Origin of the sequence: Rathayibacter rubneri, from assembly GCF_023743255.1 — a bacterium.
Lineage (GTDB): Bacteria > Actinomycetota > Actinomycetes > Actinomycetales > Microbacteriaceae > Rathayibacter > Rathayibacter rubneri.
The window spans coordinates 12,441-29,859 of sequence record NZ_JAMRYM010000023.1; the positions used below are offsets into that span (position 1 = coordinate 12,441).

The following is a 17,419-nucleotide window of genomic DNA, read 5'->3' on the forward strand; positions in this document are numbered from 1 at the left end:
AGTAGCCCCGCAGGGGCGTATCGAGACCCACCCACTGCGTACATCGCGGATCTCGATACGCCCGCAGAGCGGGCTACTCGATCAGCAGGCAGAGCCCACCGGCCACCCTCCCCCGCTGGTCGAGTAGCCCCGCAGGGGCGTATCGAGACCCACGTCACCAGGACCCCAGGCAGCGCCCCGCCCCCCTCAGAACCGCGCAGCGACCTCGTACAGCACCTCGTCGTCGCCCGCGTAGATCCCCTCGGCGCGCGGCCAGTGCGAGATCACGTCGGTGAAGCCGAGCTCTGCGGCGCGCCCGACCATCTCGTCGAACACGTCGACGCTCTCGAGCGAGAAGCGCGGTCCGGAGTCGAGCGACAGGTGCCGCTCGAGCGTCCCGGGGTCGCGGCCCGCCGCCTCCAGGGCGTCGTCGAGGCGGCGGCCGAGCACGCCGACCGCGGCCCACCACTGCTCGCTCGAGGACGCCTCCGGCCCCGTGGTGACCCAGCCCTGAGCCCGCTCGGCCACGAGCGCGAGCCCCTTCGGACCGTTCGCCGCGAGCACGAACGGCACGCGCGGCCGCTGCACCGGCTCGCCGACCATCCGGGCCCCGCGCGCCGTGAACCACTCGCCGTCGAGATCGATGCCGCCGGAGCCGGGCTCCTCGTGCCGGAGCAGCACATCGAGCCCCGCGACGAACTCGACGTAGCGCTCGTGCCGCTCCCGCGCGGAGTACGCGGGCTGCCCGAGCACCGACGCGTCGAAGCCCGTCCCTCCCGAGCCGACGCCCAGCACGAAGCGCCCGCCGGCGATGTCGTCGAGCGTCGCGATCTCCTTCGCGAACGGCACCGGATGCCGGAAGTTCGGCGACGCGACGAACGTGCCGAGCCGGATCGTCTCGGTGACGAGCGCCGCCGCGGTGAGGGTCGGCACCGTCGCGTGCCAGACCTGGTCGGCGAGCGAGCGCCACGAGAGGTGGTCGTACGTCCAGGCGTGATCGAAGCCGAGCCCCTCGGCCGACTGCCACTTCCGGCGGGCGGTGGACCAGGACTCCTGCGGGAGGATGACGATGCCGTGGCGCATCCTGCGAGTGTAGATCGGGGCGGAGTCAGCGCTCGAGCGGCGGGACCGACGTCGCGAGGATGTCGTCCCACTCCTCTGCGCGCTCCCACCGGAAGCCGTGCCGCTCGTACAGGCGCCGGGCGGGACTGAGCTTCAGCACGTCGATCCGGAACGGCAGCCCCGGACGCGCCTCCGCCTCCAGCACCCGCCGCAGCACCGCGGAGCCGATCCCCCGCCCCTGCACGGCGGTCGCGAGGTAGAAGTGCTCGATCCACACGGCGTCGTCCTCGAGGCGCGAGGCGATGCAGCCGGAGTCGATGCCGTCGACCGCGACGACGCGGGTGCGCTCGGGAACGAACCCGTCGAGGAACCGGTGGCGCACCCGGTGCTCGTCGTAGCGGTCGAGGCGCTCCAGGTCGGGGCGCATCACGACGGCCCGCAGCTCCGCGATCCACTCCGCGTCACCGGCGACGGCCGGGCGCAGGCTCCAGGGCTCAGCGGCCACGGGGCTTCCGCGTGCGCCGCACGGCGGGCTTCGCCGGCCCCGGACGCGCGGGCTTCTTCCTGCCGCCGCCCGCCTTCTCGGCCTTCTCCCGCGCCTCGCGGGCCTTCGCCTTGGCCGCCTTTGCGCGCGACTCCACCTTGGGAGTCGCCGCCGTGCCCCGCGTCGTGGTGGCGCTGCGGCCGCGCACCACGCCGATGAAGTCCTCGACGTCGTCCGTCTTCTCCTCCGTGACCCACGCCAGGCGCACGGAGGTCGGAGCGACTCCCGTCACCGGCACGGCCCGCACGTCCTTCCGGCTGTGCACGCGGGCGATCGCCTGCGGCACGATCAGCACGCCCACTCCGGCAGCGACCTGCTCGACGGCGTCGTCGAGACCGGCCATCCGCGGCAGCGCGCGCCGCGAGCCGTCGGCGATCTCCACCGCGACGGCCGCCCACTCCGGCACGGCCGACGGCTCCTGCAGCAGGTGCTCGTCGGCGAGATCGGCGACGTCGACCGACTCCGCGTCGGCGAAGGCGTGCTCGCGGCCGAGCATCACGACGGGCTGCTCGTCGTAGAGGTGGATCGCACTGAGGAGGGAGGCGTCGATGCCGCCCCGGACGAATGCGACCTGCGCGCGGCCGTCGAGCAGCGCGCGCGGCGTCTCGTCCTCGGCGAGCGCCAGCACCCGCAGCGGCAGGTCCGCGCGGCGGTCGCCCCAGATGCGCGTCCACTTCGTCGGGGTGACTCCGGGCGCGAGGGCGACCGAGAAGACCGGGCCGGCCGGCTCGTCCGCTTCGTCCGCCTCCGCGGCGTCCGTCTGCGCCGCGTCCGTCCCGTCCCCGTCGACCGCACCCTCGTCCGGGCGCTCCGCCTCGACGTCGGCGTCCTGCTGCGGGGTGTCGGACTCGTCGCTCATCCGACCAGGGTAGGCGCTGTGCGCGCGACGGTAGGGTTGCCGCATGGCCAAGGCGACACAGACGATGAAGGCTGCGACCGCGGCGAAGAAGCTCCAGATCTTCCTGCCCGCGACCCCGGAGGAGTTCCAGGAGTCGGCGATCACGCGCGAGCAGTACGACGAGCTCGCCGCGAACCCGCCCGCGTGGCTCGTCGAGCTCCGCGAGAACGGGCCGCACCCCCGCCCCGTCATCGCCTCGCGGCTGAACGTGTCGATCTCGGGCCTCGCCCGCGGCGGCATCACCGAGGCGCTCACGACCGACGAGATCCAGGCCCTCCTCGACGAGGTGCCCGAGTGGCTGCGCGTCGAGCAGACCCGCTACGCCGAGGTCCGCCGCGAGCAGGCCCGCCTCAAGTCCGAGCGCGCCGCCAAGGCCGCGGAGTAGCCCCTCCCGCCTCTGTCGAGCCGGTCGACGTCGACTTCCTCCGGCTCCCGCGAGCGGCTGTCCGAGGATCGGCCACGCGGTGCTCAGCCGACGCCGAGAACGTCGACTTGCCCGTTGAGCGTCGACTTCGGACCGAGCACGTCCCTGGCGATGCTCGTCGGCAGGGCGGCGCCGCGAGGCATCCCCGACCGAGGTCCGCGACGGCGAGGGACCGGGGTGTCACCTGCTGTCGGCGCGGCCGATCGGGTCGGTGCTGGTGCTGAACGCGGTGCGGGCGGTGGGCCAGCTGTTCGCGTCGACGTCCAGTGCGGTGCGGAGGTAGGCGGTGCTCATCCGCTGGATGACGGCGACCCGTTCCGGGTTCTCGTCGGTGGTCTCGGCGACTTCGTAGCCGACGATCCCGCCGAGAGCGTGCTCGGCACCGGAGAAGGTGAGGAGGTCGGTGGCACCGGGGCTGCGGGTGTAGGCGTCGGTGAACCAGTCGGGTCCACGGCTGGACATCGTCGACTGGTCGTGGTCGCCGGCGATCACCAGCGTCGGGGTGGTGAGCTCGTCGAACGAGGGACGCATGAAGGGGAAGTTCGCCTGTGCGAACGGGTGGAGGTCGTCGCCCCCGAGACCGGTGGCGGCGAGGAGGATCCCCGCGGTGATGCGGCTGTCGGACATGTCCTCACCGACCTGACCGTCCTCATCGAGGATCCGTGCGCCGAGGAGCGACTGAGCCGTCTGACCGCCCCAGGAGTGCCCGGTGGCGGCGATGCGGCTGCGGTCGACGCGGCCGGCGAGGCCGGGGACGGCGGCTTCGACGGTGTCGAGCTGATCGAGGATGCGGGTGAGGTCGGCGATCCGCTCGGTCCAGATGGTGGGGAAGACGGGGTGGTCGAACCCGAAACCGTTCCGGCGGGAGTCCAGGTGCGTGGGCTGGACGACGACGAAGCCCCGCGACGCCCAGAAGGCGGTGAGGGGAGCGTAGCCGTCGAGGTTCCACCCGTTGCCGTGGGAGAACACGACGACGGGAAGATCCGAGCCGGTCGCGGGTGCCGACACGCGCACTTCCAGCGGCACAGGGCGATCCGGGGCGGACAGTGCGACAGGCGCGACGGACACGACCGGGCCACCGGCGCCGATGATGTCGTCCAGCGCGGAGACGAGTGGTGAGGGCATGGGAGTTCCTTCCGGGAGAGCCGCTCTGCGATACTGGTTATCGGAGCGCTGTTCCGCAACATTACGGAGCACGGTTCCGTAATGCAAGCGAGCCGCTCGACGAACGCGGAGGACTCCATGACCGGCACTCGGAACGACGACCAGAAGCCTGTACGGTCGGTCGGTCGTCCCCGTCGGAGTCAGCAGGCCCTGCTGGATGCGGCCGCAGCGGTGTTCGTGGAGTCCGGTGTCGACGCTCCGGTACGCGAGATCGCGGCGAGAGCCGGTGTCGGGATGGGCACCGTCTACCGCCACTTCCCGACCCGGCCCGAGCTGGTCGTCGCGGTCTACCGTCATCAGGTCGAGGCGTGCGCGGAGGCCGGGCCGCGGCTCCTCGCGGAGAGCGCGACCCCGGAGGCAGCGCTGCGGGAGTGGGTGGCACTGTTCGTGGACTTCCTGGTGACGAAGCACGGTCTCGCCGGGGCGCTCCGAGGTGACAGTGCCGGATCGGACGCTCTGCACGCGTACTTCGTGGACCGCCTCGTGCCCGTGTGCGGCTCTCTCCTCGATGCGGCCCGGGCAGACCGACGTCCTCCCTCACGAGAATCGGCTCTGAACGGGTACAACCTCTTGAAGGGCGTCGGAAACCTCTGCATCGGAGCCGCGAGCGACTCCGACTACGACGCCGATCGACTGGTGCAGGCTCTCGTGTCCGGCGCGCTCACTCCGAGCCGGCCGCCGGTCGTCGACGTCCAGTAGCGCACCACGGCGGCTCCGACGACGAGCAGACCCGTGAACGCCGCCGCGATGTCGGGCATCGGCAGCCCGGGGACGTCATCCGACGCCCCCGCGTGCGCCACGGACCGCAGCGCGCTGCCGACCGCCTCCTCGGCGGAAAGCCTCGGTCCAGCCGCCCCGAAGCGACGCCGTGAGCAGCGTGCACTCGCGTGCCGGAGTGGCACCTCGCGCGGAAGCGCCCTACTGGTTCGAGAACGCCGCGTCGAACGACGCCGTGGGCGTCCTCCAGAGCAGCGAGCGGATGAAGCCCACGGCCTCCGCCGCCCCGTGCAGGCGGTCCATCCCCGCGTCCTCCCACTCGATCGAGATCGGGCCGGAGTAGCCGATGGCCTCGAGCGCGCGGAACGCGTCCTCCCACGGCACGTCCCCGCGCCCGGTCGAGACGAAGTCCCAGCCGCGCCGCGGATCGCCCCAGGGCAGGTGCGAGCCGAGCACGCCGGCCCGGCCGTTCTTCGGACGCATCCGCGTGTCCTTGCAGTCCACGTGGTGGATCCGGTCCTTGAAGTCCCAGAGGAAGCCGACCGGGTCGATGTTCTGCCACATCATGTGCGACGGGTCCCAGTTGAACCCGAAGGCCTTGCGGTGGCCGATCGCCTCGAGCGTCCTCACGCTCGACCAGTAGTCGTAGGCGATCTCGGACGGGTGCACCTCGTGCGCGAACACGACGCCGTGGTCGTCGAACTCGTCGAGGATCGGGTTCCAGCGGGTCGCGAAGTCCTCGTAGCCCTCCTCGATCACCGAGGCGGGCACCGGCGGGAACTGCGCGACGTACGGCCAGATCTTGGACCCCGTGAAGCCGACGACCACGTCGACTCCGAGCTTGCGGGCCACGCGGGCCGAGCGCTTCATGTCCTCGGCCGCCCGCCGGCGCACGCCCTCGGCGTCGCCGTCGCCCCAGGTGTAGTCGCGGACGAGCGCCCGGTGGCGGAAGTCGATCGGGTCATCGCAGACCGCCTGGCCGGTGAGGTGGTTCGAGATCGCGAAGACCTCGAGTCCGTAACGGTCGAGGATCTCCAGCCGCGAGGCGGCGTACGAGTCGTCCTCGTCGGCGCGCCGGAGGTCGAGGTGGTCGCCCGAGGCGGCGATCTCGAGGCCGTCGTAACCCCACTCGGAGGCCAGGCGCGCCACCTCCTCGAAGGGCAGGTCCGCCCACTGGCCGGTGAACAGGGTCACCGGGTGCGTCGACCCGGAGGACTTCTCGCTCATGGTGCTGTCTCCTTCGACAGGGGGATCAGACCGCGCCGGGCACGGTGACCCAGGCGCCGGAGTCGGCCGCGTCGAGCACGGCCTCGGTGATGCGGGCGGCGCGGAGTCCGTCGTCGAAGGTCGGCAGGCCCTCGACCTCGGCTCCGGCGACCGCGGCGTAGGTGTCGCGCGCGAACGCGGTGAACGCGTCCTGGTAGCCCATCGGATGCCCGCTGGGCACGATCGAGAGCCGGGCCGCGTCGGGAGCGAGGATCGCGCCGTCGCGCGGCACCAGCACGGCGCTGTCGCGCCGGCCGACCCAGAGCGACTCGGGCAGCTCCTGCTCGAAGCGCAGCGACTCCTCGAGCCCCGACACCTCGAGTACGAGCTCGTTGCGGTGCCCGGCGGTGACCTGCGAGACGAGGAGGGTGCCGACGGCGCCCCCGGCGAGGCGCACGATCACCCCGGCGACGTCCTCCGTCTCGACCGGCTTCCCGCCCCGCTCGGCGTGGATCGTGCTCGTGAGCGCCGCGAGCGACTCGATCCGATCGCCCGTCACGAACTCGAGCAGGTCGACCAGGTGCGAGCCGATGTCGCCGAAGGCGCGCGAGCGCCCGCCGGCGGCCGGATCCACGCGCCAGTTGTCGTCGGAGGCGCCGAGCAGCCAGTCCTGCAGGTAGCTGCCGCGCACCGTCACCAGCCGGCCGGTCTCGCCCGCGGCGACGCGGGCGCGGGCCTCGCGCACCATCGGGTGGAACCGGTAGGCGAACGGCACGGTGGCGACGATCCCCGCGGCGGACGCGGCGCTCGCGAGCGCCTCGGCCTGGGCCACCGTCGCCGCCAGCGGCTTCTCGCACACCACGTGCTTGCCCGCGTCGATCGCCGCGAGGGCGAGCTCGGCGTGGCTGGCGTTCGGTGTGCAGACGTGGATCAGGTCGATGTCGTCGTCCTCGATCAGCGCCCGTGCGTCGGCGTGGGCGCGCTCGAATCCGAGCTCGCCCGCAGCCTTCTCGCCCTTCTCCGGGCTGGAGGAGGCGATCCCGGCCAGCACCGCACCGGCGCTCCTGGCCGCGCGGCTGTGCACGGCGGCCATGAACCCGCCGCCGAGCACGCCGACGCGCAGGGCACCGCTCATCGGACGAGAGTCGCTTCGCTCGGGTCCCAGTCCTCGGGGACCGCGGGGCGCGGCGCGACGGTGCTCTCGACGAGCACCTTCTCGCCCGTCTCGGCCGCCTCGAGGAGCGACAGCATCACATCGGTCACGTGGTACGCGAGATCGCCCGACGCCGCCTCGGGCTGGTCGGCCCGGATGGCCCGGGCGAGCTCGAGCACTCCGGTGCCGCGCGAGAACGTCGAGCCGGTGGCCGGGATGACCTCCGGCTCCTTCTCGCCGCGGCGGTAGAGGGTGACCTCGCCGTCGTGCATGTTCGGGTCGGGCAGCACGAGGGTGCCCTCCGAGCCGTTGATCTCGACGAAGCCCATGCGCAGCATGCTCGACTCGAAGCTCCAGACCCCCTGCGCCGAGGCGCCGGACTCGAAGCGCAGCAGTCCGCCGATGTGGGTGGGGATCGTGACGGGGAACTCCGTGCCCTCGCGCGGGCCGGAGCCGACGACGCGCGTCGCGCGGGCCTGGGAGGAGACCGCCGTGACGCTCTCGACCGGACCGAGGTTCTGCACGAGGGTGGTGATGTAGTACGGACCCATGTCCAGCAGCGGTCCGCCGCCGGGCGCGAAGAAGAACTCGGGGTTCGGGTGCCAGCCCTCGGGGCCGGGGCCCTGGAAGAGCGTGATCGCCGACAGCGGGGTCCCGATGGCTCCGCTCTCGATGACGCGCTGGGCGGTCTGGAGGCCCGCGCCGAGGAAGGTGTCGGGTGCCGTCGCGACGCGCAGTCCCTTCTCCTTCGCCAGGGCGAGCAGCTCGACGCCGCTGTCGCGGTCGAGCGAGAAGGGCTTCTCCGTCCAGACGTGCTTGCCGGCCTCGAGGGCGCGGCGGGCGACCTCGACGTGCGCGGCCGGGATCGTGAGGTTCACGACGATCTCGATGCCGGGGTGCGCGAGGAGCTCCTCGACGGTGCCCGATCCGGGGACGCCGAACGCCTCGGCCTGGGCCTTCGCGCGCTCGAGGTCGATGTCGGCCACGAAGAGCACCTCGAGGTCGGGGAAGACCGTGAGGTTGGTCAGGTACTGGGTGCTGATGTTCCCGGCGCCGATGACGCCGACGCCGACGCGTCCCGCGCCGCTCATGCGGAGAGCTCCGAGACGTAGCGGAAGCCGGTGGTGAGGCCCTCGAAGATGTCGCCCGCGTAGGCGTCGAACTCGAGCACGGGGAGCGCCTGGGGAGCTGCGGCGAGGATCGCGGGGATGTCCATCGCACCCTCTCCGGCCGGCAGCTGCTCCTGCGTGTCGGCCGACACGGGGCCGTCCTTGACGTGGAGGAAGCGGACCTTCTCGCCGAGGCGGCCGAGCACCTCGACGGGGTCGTCGCCGCCGACCGCGGCCCAGTAGGTGTCGAGCTCGAGCAGGATGCGCTCGTCGAGCAGGCCCGCGAGGTGCTCGAAGGCGCTGCGGCCGTCGACGCGGTTCTCGAACTCGAACGCGTGGTTGTGGTAGCCGAGGGTGAGGCCGCGCGAGGCGGCGGAGTCGACCAGGGCGTTCAGGTCGTCGGCGATCGCCGCCACGCCGTCGGCGGTGGTCCAGCGGGTCGGGTCCACGTGCGGATCGATCACGGTCTGCACGCCGAGAGAGGCGGCGATGTCGAGGATCTCGTCGACCGAGGTCCCCTCCTGCGGACCGAGGAGGCGCGCGTGGGCGCTCGGAGCGGTCAGGCCGCTCGCGGGCAGAGCCGAGCGGTAGCCCTCCGCGAGGTCGACGAACGCGAAGAGCTCGACCTTCGTGAAGCCGATGCCTGCGAGGCGGTCGAGGGTGGCGGGCAGGTCGGCGGCGAGGGGCTCGCGGACCGAGTACAGCTGGACGGAGAGGTCTGTGGGTGTGGCCACCGGGGTGCTCCTGATCGACGTCGAACGTGGGTGCTCCGAACCCTACGCGGGCTTTTGACCGGCAACAAGCAGAACTTGTGGAGAAGGCGCGAGAAGTCGGACGCGCTCGGAGCAGAAGACCCTGCGCTGTGATTGACTTCGGCCATGCCGTCCCGCCGCCGTTCCGCCACGAGCGCCCCGGGCGAGCTGCTGCTGCTGCTCGCCGACGGCGGCGCCCGCACCCGGGCCGACGTCGTCGCCGAGACCGGCCTCCCCCGCGCGGCGGTCTCGGCGCAGCTGGACCTGCTGGCCGCCACCGGCCTCGTCGTCCGGCGCGACGACGCCCCCTCCTCCGGCGGCCGTCCCGCGGCGAGGATCGCCCTCGACGCCTCGGCTCGCACCCTCCTCGCCGTCGACCTCGGCGCCGCCCACGCGACGATCGCCCTCACCGACCTCGACGGCAGCGTCCTCACCGAGAGGCGGGAGGCGATCGCGATCGCCGACGGCCCGCTCGCCGTCCTCGGGCACGCCCTCGAGACCGCCGCCGCACTGCTCGCGGAGATCCCCGGCGCCGGTCCGCTCGCCGGGGTCGGAGTCGGAGTGCCGGGGCCGGTCGAGCACGCCACGGGCCGCCCCGTGAAGCCGCCGATCATGCCCGGCTGGGACCGCTTCGACATCCCCGCCTTCGTGGCGCGGTCGCTCCCGGTGCCGGTGCTCGTCGACAACGACGTGAACCTCCTCGCCCTCGGCGAGCACGCCGACCACTACTCCGGCGTCGACGACCTCCTGTACGTGAAGGTCTCGACCGGCATCGGCGCGGGCATCGTCAGCGGCGGCGCACTGCAGCGGGGAGCACTCGGCGCCGCGGGCGACCTCGGCCACGTCCAGGTCCCCGGCGATCACGGCGACGCCGACCTCGAGGCCATCGCGAGCGGCTCCGCCATCGCCCGCCGGCTCGGCGGCGGCGTCGCGAGCACCTCGGACGTCGTCCGGCTGCTCGCCGAGGGCGACCCGACCGCCGTCGAGCTGACCCGCACGGCGGGTCGCGACATCGGCGAGGTGCTCGCCACGTGCGTGAACCTGCTGAACCCCTCCGTCATCGTGGTCGGCGGCAGCATCGCGGAGGCGAGCCACGAGGTGCTCGCGGGCGTCCGGGAGGTCGTCTACCGCCGCTCCCTCCCCCTGGCCACCCGCTCCCTCGACATCGTGCAGGCCTCGGGCGACCGCGGCGGCGGCGTCCGTGGAGCAGCGCTCATGGTCCGCCGCCACCTCCTCTCGCCCGCGGTCGTCGACTCCTTCCTCTCGGCCTCCTGAGGCTCCCTCGCGCTCGTCCCGATCTCGCGCTCGGCGAACACCGCGGCCCCGCGTGCCGATTCGGCACCGCCTCCGAACGGGCGCAGAATGTATCGGTGCCCGATCTGCAGCTCACGTTCCCCTGGGAGACGCAGCCCGTCTTCCGGGAGGCCGAGCCGCCCCATCTGAAGCGGGTCGTCGCGCACTCCACCGATCGCGTCGCCTGGCTCCGGGCCCGCTCCCGCGGCATCACCGCGACCGACGTCGCGCGCCTCTCCTCCACGGCCGCCATCGACCGCGTCGCCCTCGACAAGCTCTACGGCAGCGGCTTCGGCGGCAACGCGTTCACCGATCACGGCCGCGCTCGCGAGCCCGAGATCGCCGCGTGGGTGCTCCGCGAGCACTCTATCGAGCCCAGCAGCACGCTGTTCCACGCGAGCCAGGAGCGGCGCCACCTCGCCACCCCCGACGGCATCGGCCTGCGCGAGGACGGCCGACTCGAGCTCTGCGAGATCAAGACGACCACGAAGCCGTGGCGCAGCATCCCGCGGCACTACCTGCGGCAGGTCTTCTGGCAGCAGTACGTCCTCGGCGCCGAGCGCACGCTCGTCGTCTGGGAGCAGCACCGCGACTTCGTGCCGATCGACGCCGAGCCCGAGTTCCGCTGGGTCGACCGCGACGAGGACGAGATCCACGTCCTCGTGCGCCTCGCCGGCCTGCTGATGGCCGAGCTGCACGAGAGAACCCGCGCGGGCGCGCGGTGACCGTCCTCCTCCTGCACGGGCTCGGCAGCGACCGCTCCCAGCCGCTCGGCCTGTTCCGGCCGGCGCTCCCGCCCGGCAGCGAGGTCCTCGCCCCGGACATCCGCGCGCACGGCGCCTCCGATCTCGTGGGCGCAGGCTCCGACTTCTCGCTCGACACCCTCGCCGACGAGGTGACCGAGCAGGTGGTCCGCGCCGGAGCCGCGCACAAGCCGCTCACGGTCCTCGGCATCTCGATGGGGGCCGCGATCGCCCTGCGCCTCGTCGCGCGCCGCGTGCTGCCCATCGATCGCGCCGTCTTCGTGCGGCCCGCCTTCACCTCCGAGCCGATGCCCGAGAACCTCGCGGTCTTCCCCGTCCTCGCGCAGCTGCTGCACGACCACGGCGCCACACGGGGCGAGCGGCTCCTCCGCGCCTCCGGCCTGTTCCACCGGGCCGTCGAGGAGTCGCCTGCCGGGGCTCAGGGCCTCGTGCAGCAGTTCCGCGCGCCGCGGGCGGCGGAGCGCGCCGTGCGCCTCGCCGAGATCCCGCGCAACGCCGCGTACCGCGACTCCGGCGAGCTGTCGCAGGTCATCGCGCGCACCCTCGTCATCGCCGCCGAGCGCGATCCGGTGCACCCGGTCGCCGTGGCGGAGCAGTGGGCGAGAGCTCTTCCGGACGCGGAGCTCGAGCGGGTTCCGGCGCGGGACGACGGCCAGGAGCGGCAGACCGAGGTGCTGCGGAGTCACGTCCGCGACTGGCTCGCGCGGCGCTGAGGTCCTCCCGCGCGAGCACCAGGCCCACGGTCGCGAGCCACAGCAGGGCGACGGCGGTCGCGACGAACTCCAGCGTGCCGCCCAGGCGCATCCAGACCCGCAGGAGCGACAGGATCGCGCCCGCCCCCGCGATCACCGCCACCGCGACTCCGGCCACGAGCGAGAGCCGGGCGACGGCCGGCCGCTCCCGGGCCGCCGCGAGCTGGAGCATCGCGACGCAGGCCGACGCGAAGCCCAGCACCGCCGCGCTGGTGTGGATGAGGTCCTGCCAGCTGAAGCTCTCCCCCACCGGCAGCGGGCAGCCCGCCGTGCAGGTCACCTGCGACGCGAGCGCGAAGCACCCGGCGGCCGCGAGCAGCACGAGGGAGGGCGCGAGAGCGGGCAGCAGCCGGGACCGCACGTGCCGGGCGCCGAGCGCGACGGCCGTGCCGCCGGCCGCGACGAGCAGCAGCGCGATCCGCACTGCTCCCGCCGTCGGCATGTCCGGAGCGCCCATCTCGCTGACGTAGACCCAGCGCGAGAGGCTGAGCCGCGCACCGAGCAGGAGGAGCAGACCGACGAGCACGAGGACCGATCCGCCGATCAGCAGGGGGCCTCCGGCACGTCGTCGCAGCATCCCCTCATCGTGCCAGACGCCGCCGGAGCCGGTGCCCGACACCGCCTCACCTCCCGCTCGGGGGACAGAGAGCCAATCTTCTCGGGCGGGTGACACCGCCGTAACAGCCCGGACTCATTACCTCGCTTGACTGATCGCGGCGCTCGAGACGGGGTCGGAGACGCACGCCAGCGCGTCGCCCCACCCCTGGAACCACCACCGGGGCCGGGACACAGGAAGGGCGATGATGCACAGCAGTGCGCTCGGACACGGCCTCACGATCGGCGAGATCCCGGAGGAGGTGGTCCTCCCCGACACCATGACGGCGGCGGTGATCGACGCCCCGGGCGACGTCTCGGTGCTGCACCTCGCGACCGTGCCGACTCCCTCGGCGATCAACGCGGAGTTCCTCGTGAAGGTGGTCGCGGCCGGAGTGAACCCGCTCGACGTGAAGACCAGGGCGGGCCGCGGAGTCGCCTCCCAGATCACCTCGTACCCCGCGGTGCTCGGCCACGACTTCTCGGGCGTGGTCCTGCAGAGCCCGTACCCCGCTCATCCGCTGCGACCGGGCGACGAGGTCTACGGGTTCGTGATGGTGCCCCGCTACTCCGGCTCCTACGCCCAGTACGTCAGCGTGCCCAGCGTGTCGGTCACGCGGAAGCCCTCGACCCTGTCGCACGTGGAGGCCGCCGGCGTTCCGCTGGCCGCGCTCACCGCGTGGGGCATGGTGGTCGAGCTGGCCAAGGCCCACGAGGGGCAGCGGATCCTCATCCACGCGGGCTCCGGTGGAGTCGGCCATTTCGCGGTGCAGTTCGCCTCGTACTTCGGCGCCACGGTCACCGCCACCGGCTCCACGCGCAATCTGCAGTGGCTCCGCGAGCTGGGCGCCGATCGGGTGATCGACCACACGGCCGAGCGCTTCGACGAGCTGCTCTCGGACATCGACGTCGTCATCGACCTGGTCGGCAACGTGCACGACGACACGGGCTCGCGCTCGCTGCGCGTGCTGCGCCCCGGCGGACTCATCGTGAACGCGCCGACAGGCAGCTGGCCCGGGTTCTTCGAGGAGGCGGCCGCGGCGGGCGTGCGCGCCTCCACCTTCAAGGTCGCGCCCGACGGAGCGACGCTCGCCGTGGTCTCGCGCCTGCTCGAGTCGGGCGACGTGCGCGTCTTCATCGACGGCGTCTTCCCGCTCGAGAGGGCCGGCGAGGCGCACGAGCAGCTCGAGACCGGGCACACGCGCGGCAAGATCGTGCTCACCGTCTGCGAGGGCTGACCCCGGGACTCCGCGGGACGCCGCTCCGGTGCGCCTCTCCCGGCGCGTCCCGCCGGGCGTCTCGCCGCGGGGATCAGGGCAGCGGTCGCTCCAGGACGAAGTCGTCCTCGTAGCGGTCGCCGACGAGGAAGCGCTTCACGCCCACCACCGCGAAGCCGTGCCGGGTGTAGAACCGGCGCGCCCGCTCGTTCTCCTGGTTCACCCCGAGCCAGACGCCCGCCGCTCCGCTGGATCGCGCGTCGTCCAGCGAGGCCGCCATCAGCGCCGAGGCGACTCCGCTGCCGTGACTGCCGGGCAGCACGTAGCACTTGCTCAGCTCGACGCTCGGGCGCCGGCTGATCGCGGAGGCGGCGTCCGCGTCGGCCGGTTCGCCTCGCACCAGCATCGTGTAGCCGACGAGGGCCCCGGAGGCGTCCTCGGCCGCGAACAGGGACCGGTCGGGATCGACGAGGTACGCGGCGAACCGCTCCGCCGACAGCACCGCGCGGATGAACGAGGCCTTCGCCTCGTCGCTCGTGTGCGGCGGGCAGGCCAGCGGGAACGTGAGGGCGGCGACCTCGGCCAGCGCCGGCGCGTCGGAGGGCACCGCACGGCGGACCACGGTCGGGGCGTCGGCGGAGGGTCGCTGCTGATCCTGGAGCACGACGACCAGTCTGCCGCGCCGCGCGGTCGGCTCCGCCCCGGGAACGACGAAGGAGGGGGCCCGCTCGCGCGGACCCCCTCCTGTCGGTGCTGCCTCAGGGCAGCGACGCCCTAGGACAGGACGTTGACGTCCAGCGGGATGCCGGGGCCGAAGGTCGTCGAGACGGCGGCCTTCTGGATGTAGCGGCCCTTGGAGGAGGAGGGCTTGAGACGGTTGATCTCGTCGAGAGCCGTCTTGAAGTTCTCCTGGAGCTGCTCCTCGGTGAACGCGGCCTTGCCGACGACGAGGTGCACGTTCGCGTGCTTGTCGACGCGGAACTCGATCTTTCCGCCCTTGATCTCGGTCACGGCCTTGGCCACGTCCGGGGTCACGGTGCCGGTCTTCGGGTTGGGCATGAGGCCGCGGGGGCCGAGCACCTTTCCGAGACGACCGACCTGGCCCATGAGCTCGGGCGTCGAGACGGCGGAGTCGAACGAGGTGTACCCGCCCGCGACCTTCTCGATGAGCTCGGCGCCGCCGACCTCGTCGGCACCCGCGGCGATCGCGGCCTCGGCGGCCGGTCCCGTCGCGAAGACGATGACGCGGGCGGTCTTGCCCGTGCCGTGGGGGAGGATGACCGTGCCGCGGACCATCTGGTCCGCCTTGCGCGGGTCGACGCCCAGCTTCAGCGCGACCTCGACGGTGCTGTTGAACTTGGCCGAGCCGGTCTCGCGGGCGAGGGCGACGGCCTCATCGGCCGTGTAGTACTTGCCCTCTTCGAGCTTGGCTGCGGCGGCCCGGTAGGCCTTCGACTTCTGTGCCATGTTGTTTCTCCTTGAAACGAGAATGTGGTTCTAGAGCCTGGCGGGCTCTCCCACGGATGTTGAGTTCTGGAAGGGCGAGGACTAGCCCTCGACGGTGATTCCCATGCTGCGCGCAGTGCCGGCGATGATCTTCGCGGCCGCGTCGATGTCGTTGGCGTTCAGGTCGACCTGCTTCGCCTCGGCGATCTCGCGGACCTGCGCCTGGGTGAGCTTCGCGACCTTCACGGTGTGCGGGGTCGAGGAGCCCTTGGCGACGCCGGCGGCCTTCTTGATGAGCTCCGCCGCGGGCGGGGTCTTCAGGATGAAGGTGAAGGAACGGTCCTCGTAGACGGTGATCTCGACGGGGATGACGTTGCCGCGCTGCGACTCGGTCTGCGCGTTGTACGCCTTGCAGAACTCCATGATGTTGACGCCGTGCTGACCGAGCGCCGGACCGATCGGGGGCGCGGGGTTCGCCGCGCCGGCCTTGATCTGGAGCTTGATCAGGCCGGTGACCTTCTTCTTGGGGGCCATTCTGATTCCTTTTCTCAGGGTTCGAGTGGTCGGGGGTTCCCGGCCGCTCTCCCGCGCACCCGACGGAGTCGGATCGCGGTGGAGGAGGGTCGGACGGCGCGCACGCGGACGGGCGCCGACACGAAAACCCGTACGAGCTTACACGGGTATCGCCACTCCCGACAGGGCGGATCCGCATCCGCCACTGCCGTCTGCGAGCACCCGCACCGTCTGCAGGCACCCGCACCGTCTGCAGGCACCCGCACCATCTGCAGGGGAATCGCGGCGGGTCGTCCCCGGCCAAGCTGAGGAAAGCCCTCTCTCAGCCGGATCCCCTGCAGATCGCACCGGCACGGCGCCGACGAGCGCGTCCTGGAACGACGGACGCCCCCTCCGCCGGAGCGGAGAGGGCGTCGTCGCGACGTCGGAACGTCAGAGCTTGGTGACCTGGTCGAACGACAGCTCGACCGGGGTCTCGCGCTCGAACAGCGACACGAGCACCGTGAGCTTGCCGCTCTCGGGCTTGATCTCGCTGATGGAGCCGGGAAGACCCGCGAACGAGCCCTCCTTGATGGTGATCGTCTCGCCGATCTCGAAGTCGACCTCGGCGGGCAGCACGCGCTGGGCCTGCTTCTGGCCCTTGGCGCCGGGCGCCTTCGAGGGCGCGACGTCCTTGATCTCGACGAGGCTCTTCAGCATCGTGAAGGCCTCCTCGAAGCGCAGCGGAGTCGGGTTGTGGGCGTTGCCCACGAAGCCGGTCACGCCGGGGGTGTGACGGACGACCGACCACGAGTCCTCGTTGAGGTCCATGCGCACCAGCACGTAGCCGGGGATGCGCACGCGCGTGACCATCTTGCGCTGGCCGTTCTTGATCTCGACCACGTCCTCCATCGGGACCTGGACCTCGAAGATGTAGTCCTCGGCCTCGAGCGAGACCTTGCGGTTCTCGATGTTGGACTTCACGCGCTTCTCGAAGCCGGCGTAGGAGTGGATGACGTACCACTTGCCCGGCTTGCCGCGGAGTTCCGTGCGGAAGGCCTCGTAGGGGTCGATGTCGGCGAGGTCCTCGCCCTCGGCCTCCGCGTCCTCCGCGGCGACCTCGGCCTCGTCCTCGACGGCCTCGAGGGCCGCTTCGGCCTCCTCGACGGTGTCGATGTGCGCGGCCTCGTCGACGGCCGCGTCGGCCTCCGGGTCGTCGACCGAGCCGATGGCGTCGAGCGCGGCCTCGAGGTCGGACGCCAGGTCCTCCTCGGACTCGTTCTCGTCGATGACGCTCAGGGCGCCCTCCTCGGCGGGCTCGCTGGAGTCCTCGGCCTGCGTGAGGGTGCCGCCCTCCTGCGCCTCCTCGACCTCCGACGACTGCTCGGCAGCCGTCGACCAGTCGACGTCGTCGCGGTTTCTGTCAGACACTCGTCACAACTCTCTCTCGATCGATGCGGTCGGCGCCGCGAGGGCGCGTACCGCTGTGGCCGGCATCCCCCGCCCAAGCGGTGTCGGATGCCACCGGGTCAGGCGGCTGGTGTGCCGAAGACGTAGGTGACGGCCAGCGCGAACACCCAGTCGAGGAACGAGACCAGCGCCATCATGATGACGACGAAGATCAGGACCACCACGACGTAGTTGCCGAGCTCTTTCCTGGTCGGCGTCACGACCTTCTTCAGCTCGGCGATGACCTGCCGGATGAAGAGGGCGATCCGCGCGAACGGATTGCGCCGCGCCGCACGCTGCTGATTCGCGATCGCGACGACGTCCTCGCTCGGCTCGTCGACTGCTTTCCCGGCCACCTGCACGCACCTTTCCCACACCGGAACCTCCGGTGTGGCCGGCCGCCC

At 72.1% G+C, this 17,419-nt stretch carries 19 protein-coding genes and 1 pseudogene; 6 read left to right on the top strand and 14 right to left on the bottom strand.

The annotated features are described in order from the left end of the window. Positions 1–186 precede the first annotated feature (186 nt). The 3 genes from NB037_RS07675 to NB037_RS07685 are packed head-to-tail and all read right to left on the bottom strand — an operon-like array spanning position 187 to position 2,444. On the bottom strand, positions 187–1,062 hold the full coding sequence (locus NB037_RS07675) for an LLM class flavin-dependent oxidoreductase (RefSeq protein ID WP_251944789.1): 876 nt from the start codon (positions 1,060–1,062) through the stop codon (positions 187–189). Between the two features lie 25 nt (positions 1,063–1,087). Continuing rightward, positions 1,088–1,546 carry a GNAT family N-acetyltransferase gene (locus NB037_RS07680; RefSeq protein ID WP_251944791.1) on the bottom strand — a complete coding sequence of 153 codons (459 nt, stop codon included), beginning with the start codon at positions 1,544–1,546 and terminating at the stop codon, positions 1,088–1,090. Continuing rightward, positions 1,536–2,444, bottom strand: coding sequence for a LysR substrate-binding domain-containing protein (locus NB037_RS07685; RefSeq protein WP_251944794.1), 909 nt, complete (start codon positions 2,442–2,444; stop codon positions 1,536–1,538). The genes NB037_RS07680 and NB037_RS07685 overlap by 11 nt, the downstream gene beginning before the upstream one ends. A gap of 43 nt (positions 2,445–2,487) precedes the next feature. On the opposite strand from NB037_RS07685, the gene NB037_RS07690 reads away from it, so the two are divergent. After that, positions 2,488–2,868, top strand: coding sequence for a DUF5997 family protein (locus NB037_RS07690; RefSeq protein ID WP_251944795.1), 381 nt, complete (start codon positions 2,488–2,490; stop codon positions 2,866–2,868). A 219-nt stretch (positions 2,869–3,087) separates the two neighbouring features. Here NB037_RS07690 and NB037_RS07695 read toward each other — a convergent pair whose 3' ends face one another. Then, positions 3,088–4,032, bottom strand: coding sequence for an alpha/beta hydrolase family protein (locus NB037_RS07695; protein ID WP_251944798.1), 945 nt, complete (start codon positions 4,030–4,032; stop codon positions 3,088–3,090). 117 nt (positions 4,033–4,149) lie between these two features. Between NB037_RS07695 and NB037_RS07700 the strand changes: the two genes are divergently transcribed. Then, positions 4,150–4,770, top strand: coding sequence for a TetR/AcrR family transcriptional regulator (locus tag NB037_RS07700; protein WP_251944800.1), 621 nt, complete (start codon positions 4,150–4,152; stop codon positions 4,768–4,770). A 219-nt stretch (positions 4,771–4,989) separates the two neighbouring features. Here NB037_RS07700 and NB037_RS07705 read toward each other — a convergent pair whose 3' ends face one another. Genes NB037_RS07705 through NB037_RS07720 form a run of 4 tightly spaced genes read right to left on the bottom strand, consistent with a single transcriptional unit; the run spans position 4,990 to position 8,990 of the window. Next, a complete protein-coding gene (locus tag NB037_RS07705; protein WP_251944802.1) occupies positions 4,990–6,015 on the bottom strand; it encodes a sugar phosphate isomerase/epimerase family protein in 1,026 nt (341 codons plus the stop codon). 25 nt (positions 6,016–6,040) lie between these two features. Continuing rightward, the gene (locus NB037_RS07710; RefSeq protein ID WP_251944803.1) at positions 6,041–7,129 is read right to left on the bottom strand and encodes a Gfo/Idh/MocA family protein; all 1,089 of its coding nucleotides are present in this window, start codon (positions 7,127–7,129) and stop codon (positions 6,041–6,043) included. Then, a complete protein-coding gene (locus NB037_RS07715; RefSeq protein ID WP_251944804.1) occupies positions 7,126–8,238 on the bottom strand; it encodes a Gfo/Idh/MocA family protein in 1,113 nt (370 codons plus the stop codon). The genes NB037_RS07710 and NB037_RS07715 overlap by 4 nt, the downstream gene beginning before the upstream one ends. Then, a complete protein-coding gene (locus NB037_RS07720) occupies positions 8,235–8,990 on the bottom strand; it encodes a sugar phosphate isomerase/epimerase family protein (RefSeq protein ID WP_251944806.1) in 756 nt (251 codons plus the stop codon). The genes NB037_RS07715 and NB037_RS07720 overlap by 4 nt, the downstream gene beginning before the upstream one ends. A gap of 144 nt (positions 8,991–9,134) precedes the next feature. Between NB037_RS07720 and NB037_RS07725 the strand changes: the two genes are divergently transcribed. The 3 genes from NB037_RS07725 to NB037_RS07735 all read left to right on the top strand — a co-directional run bounded on the left by NB037_RS07725 (position 9,135) and on the right by NB037_RS07735 (position 11,778). Beyond that, entirely contained in the window at positions 9,135–10,283 is a 1,149-nt protein-coding gene (locus NB037_RS07725; protein WP_251944807.1) for an ROK family transcriptional regulator, read from the top strand. Positions 10,284–10,387: 104 nt separating this feature from the next. Continuing rightward, the gene (locus NB037_RS07730) at positions 10,388–11,026 is read left to right on the top strand and encodes a YqaJ viral recombinase family protein (RefSeq protein ID WP_251944839.1); all 639 of its coding nucleotides are present in this window, start codon (positions 10,388–10,390) and stop codon (positions 11,024–11,026) included. Then, positions 11,023–11,778 carry an alpha/beta fold hydrolase gene (locus tag NB037_RS07735; protein WP_251944809.1) on the top strand — a complete coding sequence of 252 codons (756 nt, stop codon included), beginning with the start codon at positions 11,023–11,025 and terminating at the stop codon, positions 11,776–11,778. The genes NB037_RS07730 and NB037_RS07735 overlap by 4 nt, the downstream gene beginning before the upstream one ends. 31 nt (positions 11,779–11,809) lie before the next feature. On the opposite strand, the pseudogene NB037_RS07740 reads toward NB037_RS07735, so the two are convergent. Continuing rightward, positions 11,810–12,394 (bottom strand): annotated as a pseudogene (locus tag NB037_RS07740) (DUF998 domain-containing protein); the annotation flags it as partial. Between the two features lie 226 nt (positions 12,395–12,620). Here NB037_RS07740 and NB037_RS07745 point away from each other — a divergent pair. Further along, entirely contained in the window at positions 12,621–13,649 is a 1,029-nt protein-coding gene (locus NB037_RS07745) for an NADP-dependent oxidoreductase (RefSeq protein ID WP_372490716.1), read from the top strand. Between the two features lie 73 nt (positions 13,650–13,722). Here NB037_RS07745 and NB037_RS07750 read toward each other — a convergent pair whose 3' ends face one another. The 5 genes from NB037_RS07750 to secE all read right to left on the bottom strand — a co-directional run bounded on the left by NB037_RS07750 (position 13,723) and on the right by secE (position 17,371). Then, positions 13,723–14,292, bottom strand: a complete 570-nt coding sequence (locus tag NB037_RS07750; RefSeq protein WP_251944812.1) for a GNAT family N-acetyltransferase — start codon at positions 14,290–14,292, stop codon at positions 13,723–13,725. A 110-nt stretch (positions 14,293–14,402) separates the two neighbouring features. Continuing rightward, complete coding sequence (gene rplA, locus NB037_RS07755; protein WP_207404520.1) at positions 14,403–15,095, bottom strand: 50S ribosomal protein L1; 693 nt, start codon at positions 15,093–15,095, stop codon at positions 14,403–14,405. Positions 15,096–15,176: 81 nt separating this feature from the next. Further along, the gene (gene rplK, locus NB037_RS07760; RefSeq protein ID WP_055790620.1) at positions 15,177–15,608 is read right to left on the bottom strand and encodes a 50S ribosomal protein L11; all 432 of its coding nucleotides are present in this window, start codon (positions 15,606–15,608) and stop codon (positions 15,177–15,179) included. Between the two features lie 411 nt (positions 15,609–16,019). Further along, the gene (nusG, locus tag NB037_RS07765; protein WP_207404531.1) at positions 16,020–16,997 is read right to left on the bottom strand and encodes a transcription termination/antitermination protein NusG; all 978 of its coding nucleotides are present in this window, start codon (positions 16,995–16,997) and stop codon (positions 16,020–16,022) included. A gap of 98 nt (positions 16,998–17,095) precedes the next feature. Beyond that, entirely contained in the window at positions 17,096–17,371 is a 276-nt protein-coding gene (gene secE / locus NB037_RS07770) for a preprotein translocase subunit SecE (protein WP_068208793.1), read from the bottom strand. Positions 17,372–17,419 lie beyond the last annotated feature (48 nt).

Bases quoted from the DNA above. Each gene is read 5' to 3' on its own strand.
- NB037_RS07675 (WP_251944789.1), bottom strand. From the start codon at position 1,062: ATGCGCCACGGCATCGTCATCCTCCCGCAGGAGTCCTGGTCCACCGCC.
- NB037_RS07685 (WP_251944794.1), bottom strand. From the start codon at position 2,444: ATGAGCGACGAGTCCGACACCCCGCAGCAGGACGCCGACGTCGAGGCG.
- NB037_RS07690 (WP_251944795.1), top strand. From the start codon at position 2,488: ATGGCCAAGGCGACACAGACGATGAAGGCTGCGACCGCGGCGAAGAAG.
- NB037_RS07695 (WP_251944798.1), bottom strand. From the start codon at position 4,032: ATGCCCTCACCACTCGTCTCCGCGCTGGACGACATCATCGGCGCCGGT.
- NB037_RS07700 (WP_251944800.1), top strand. From the start codon at position 4,150: ATGACCGGCACTCGGAACGACGACCAGAAGCCTGTACGGTCGGTCGGT.
- NB037_RS07705 (WP_251944802.1), bottom strand. From the start codon at position 6,015: ATGAGCGAGAAGTCCTCCGGGTCGACGCACCCGGTGACCCTGTTCACC.
- NB037_RS07710 (WP_251944803.1), bottom strand. From the start codon at position 7,129: ATGAGCGGTGCCCTGCGCGTCGGCGTGCTCGGCGGCGGGTTCATGGCC.
- NB037_RS07715 (WP_251944804.1), bottom strand. From the start codon at position 8,238: ATGAGCGGCGCGGGACGCGTCGGCGTCGGCGTCATCGGCGCCGGGAAC.
- NB037_RS07725 (WP_251944807.1), top strand. From the start codon at position 9,135: ATGCCGTCCCGCCGCCGTTCCGCCACGAGCGCCCCGGGCGAGCTGCTG.
- NB037_RS07745 (WP_372490716.1), top strand. From the start codon at position 12,621: ATGCACAGCAGTGCGCTCGGACACGGCCTCACGATCGGCGAGATCCCG.
- rplA (WP_207404520.1), bottom strand. From the start codon at position 15,095: ATGGCACAGAAGTCGAAGGCCTACCGGGCCGCCGCAGCCAAGCTCGAA.
- rplK (WP_055790620.1), bottom strand. From the start codon at position 15,608: ATGGCCCCCAAGAAGAAGGTCACCGGCCTGATCAAGCTCCAGATCAAG.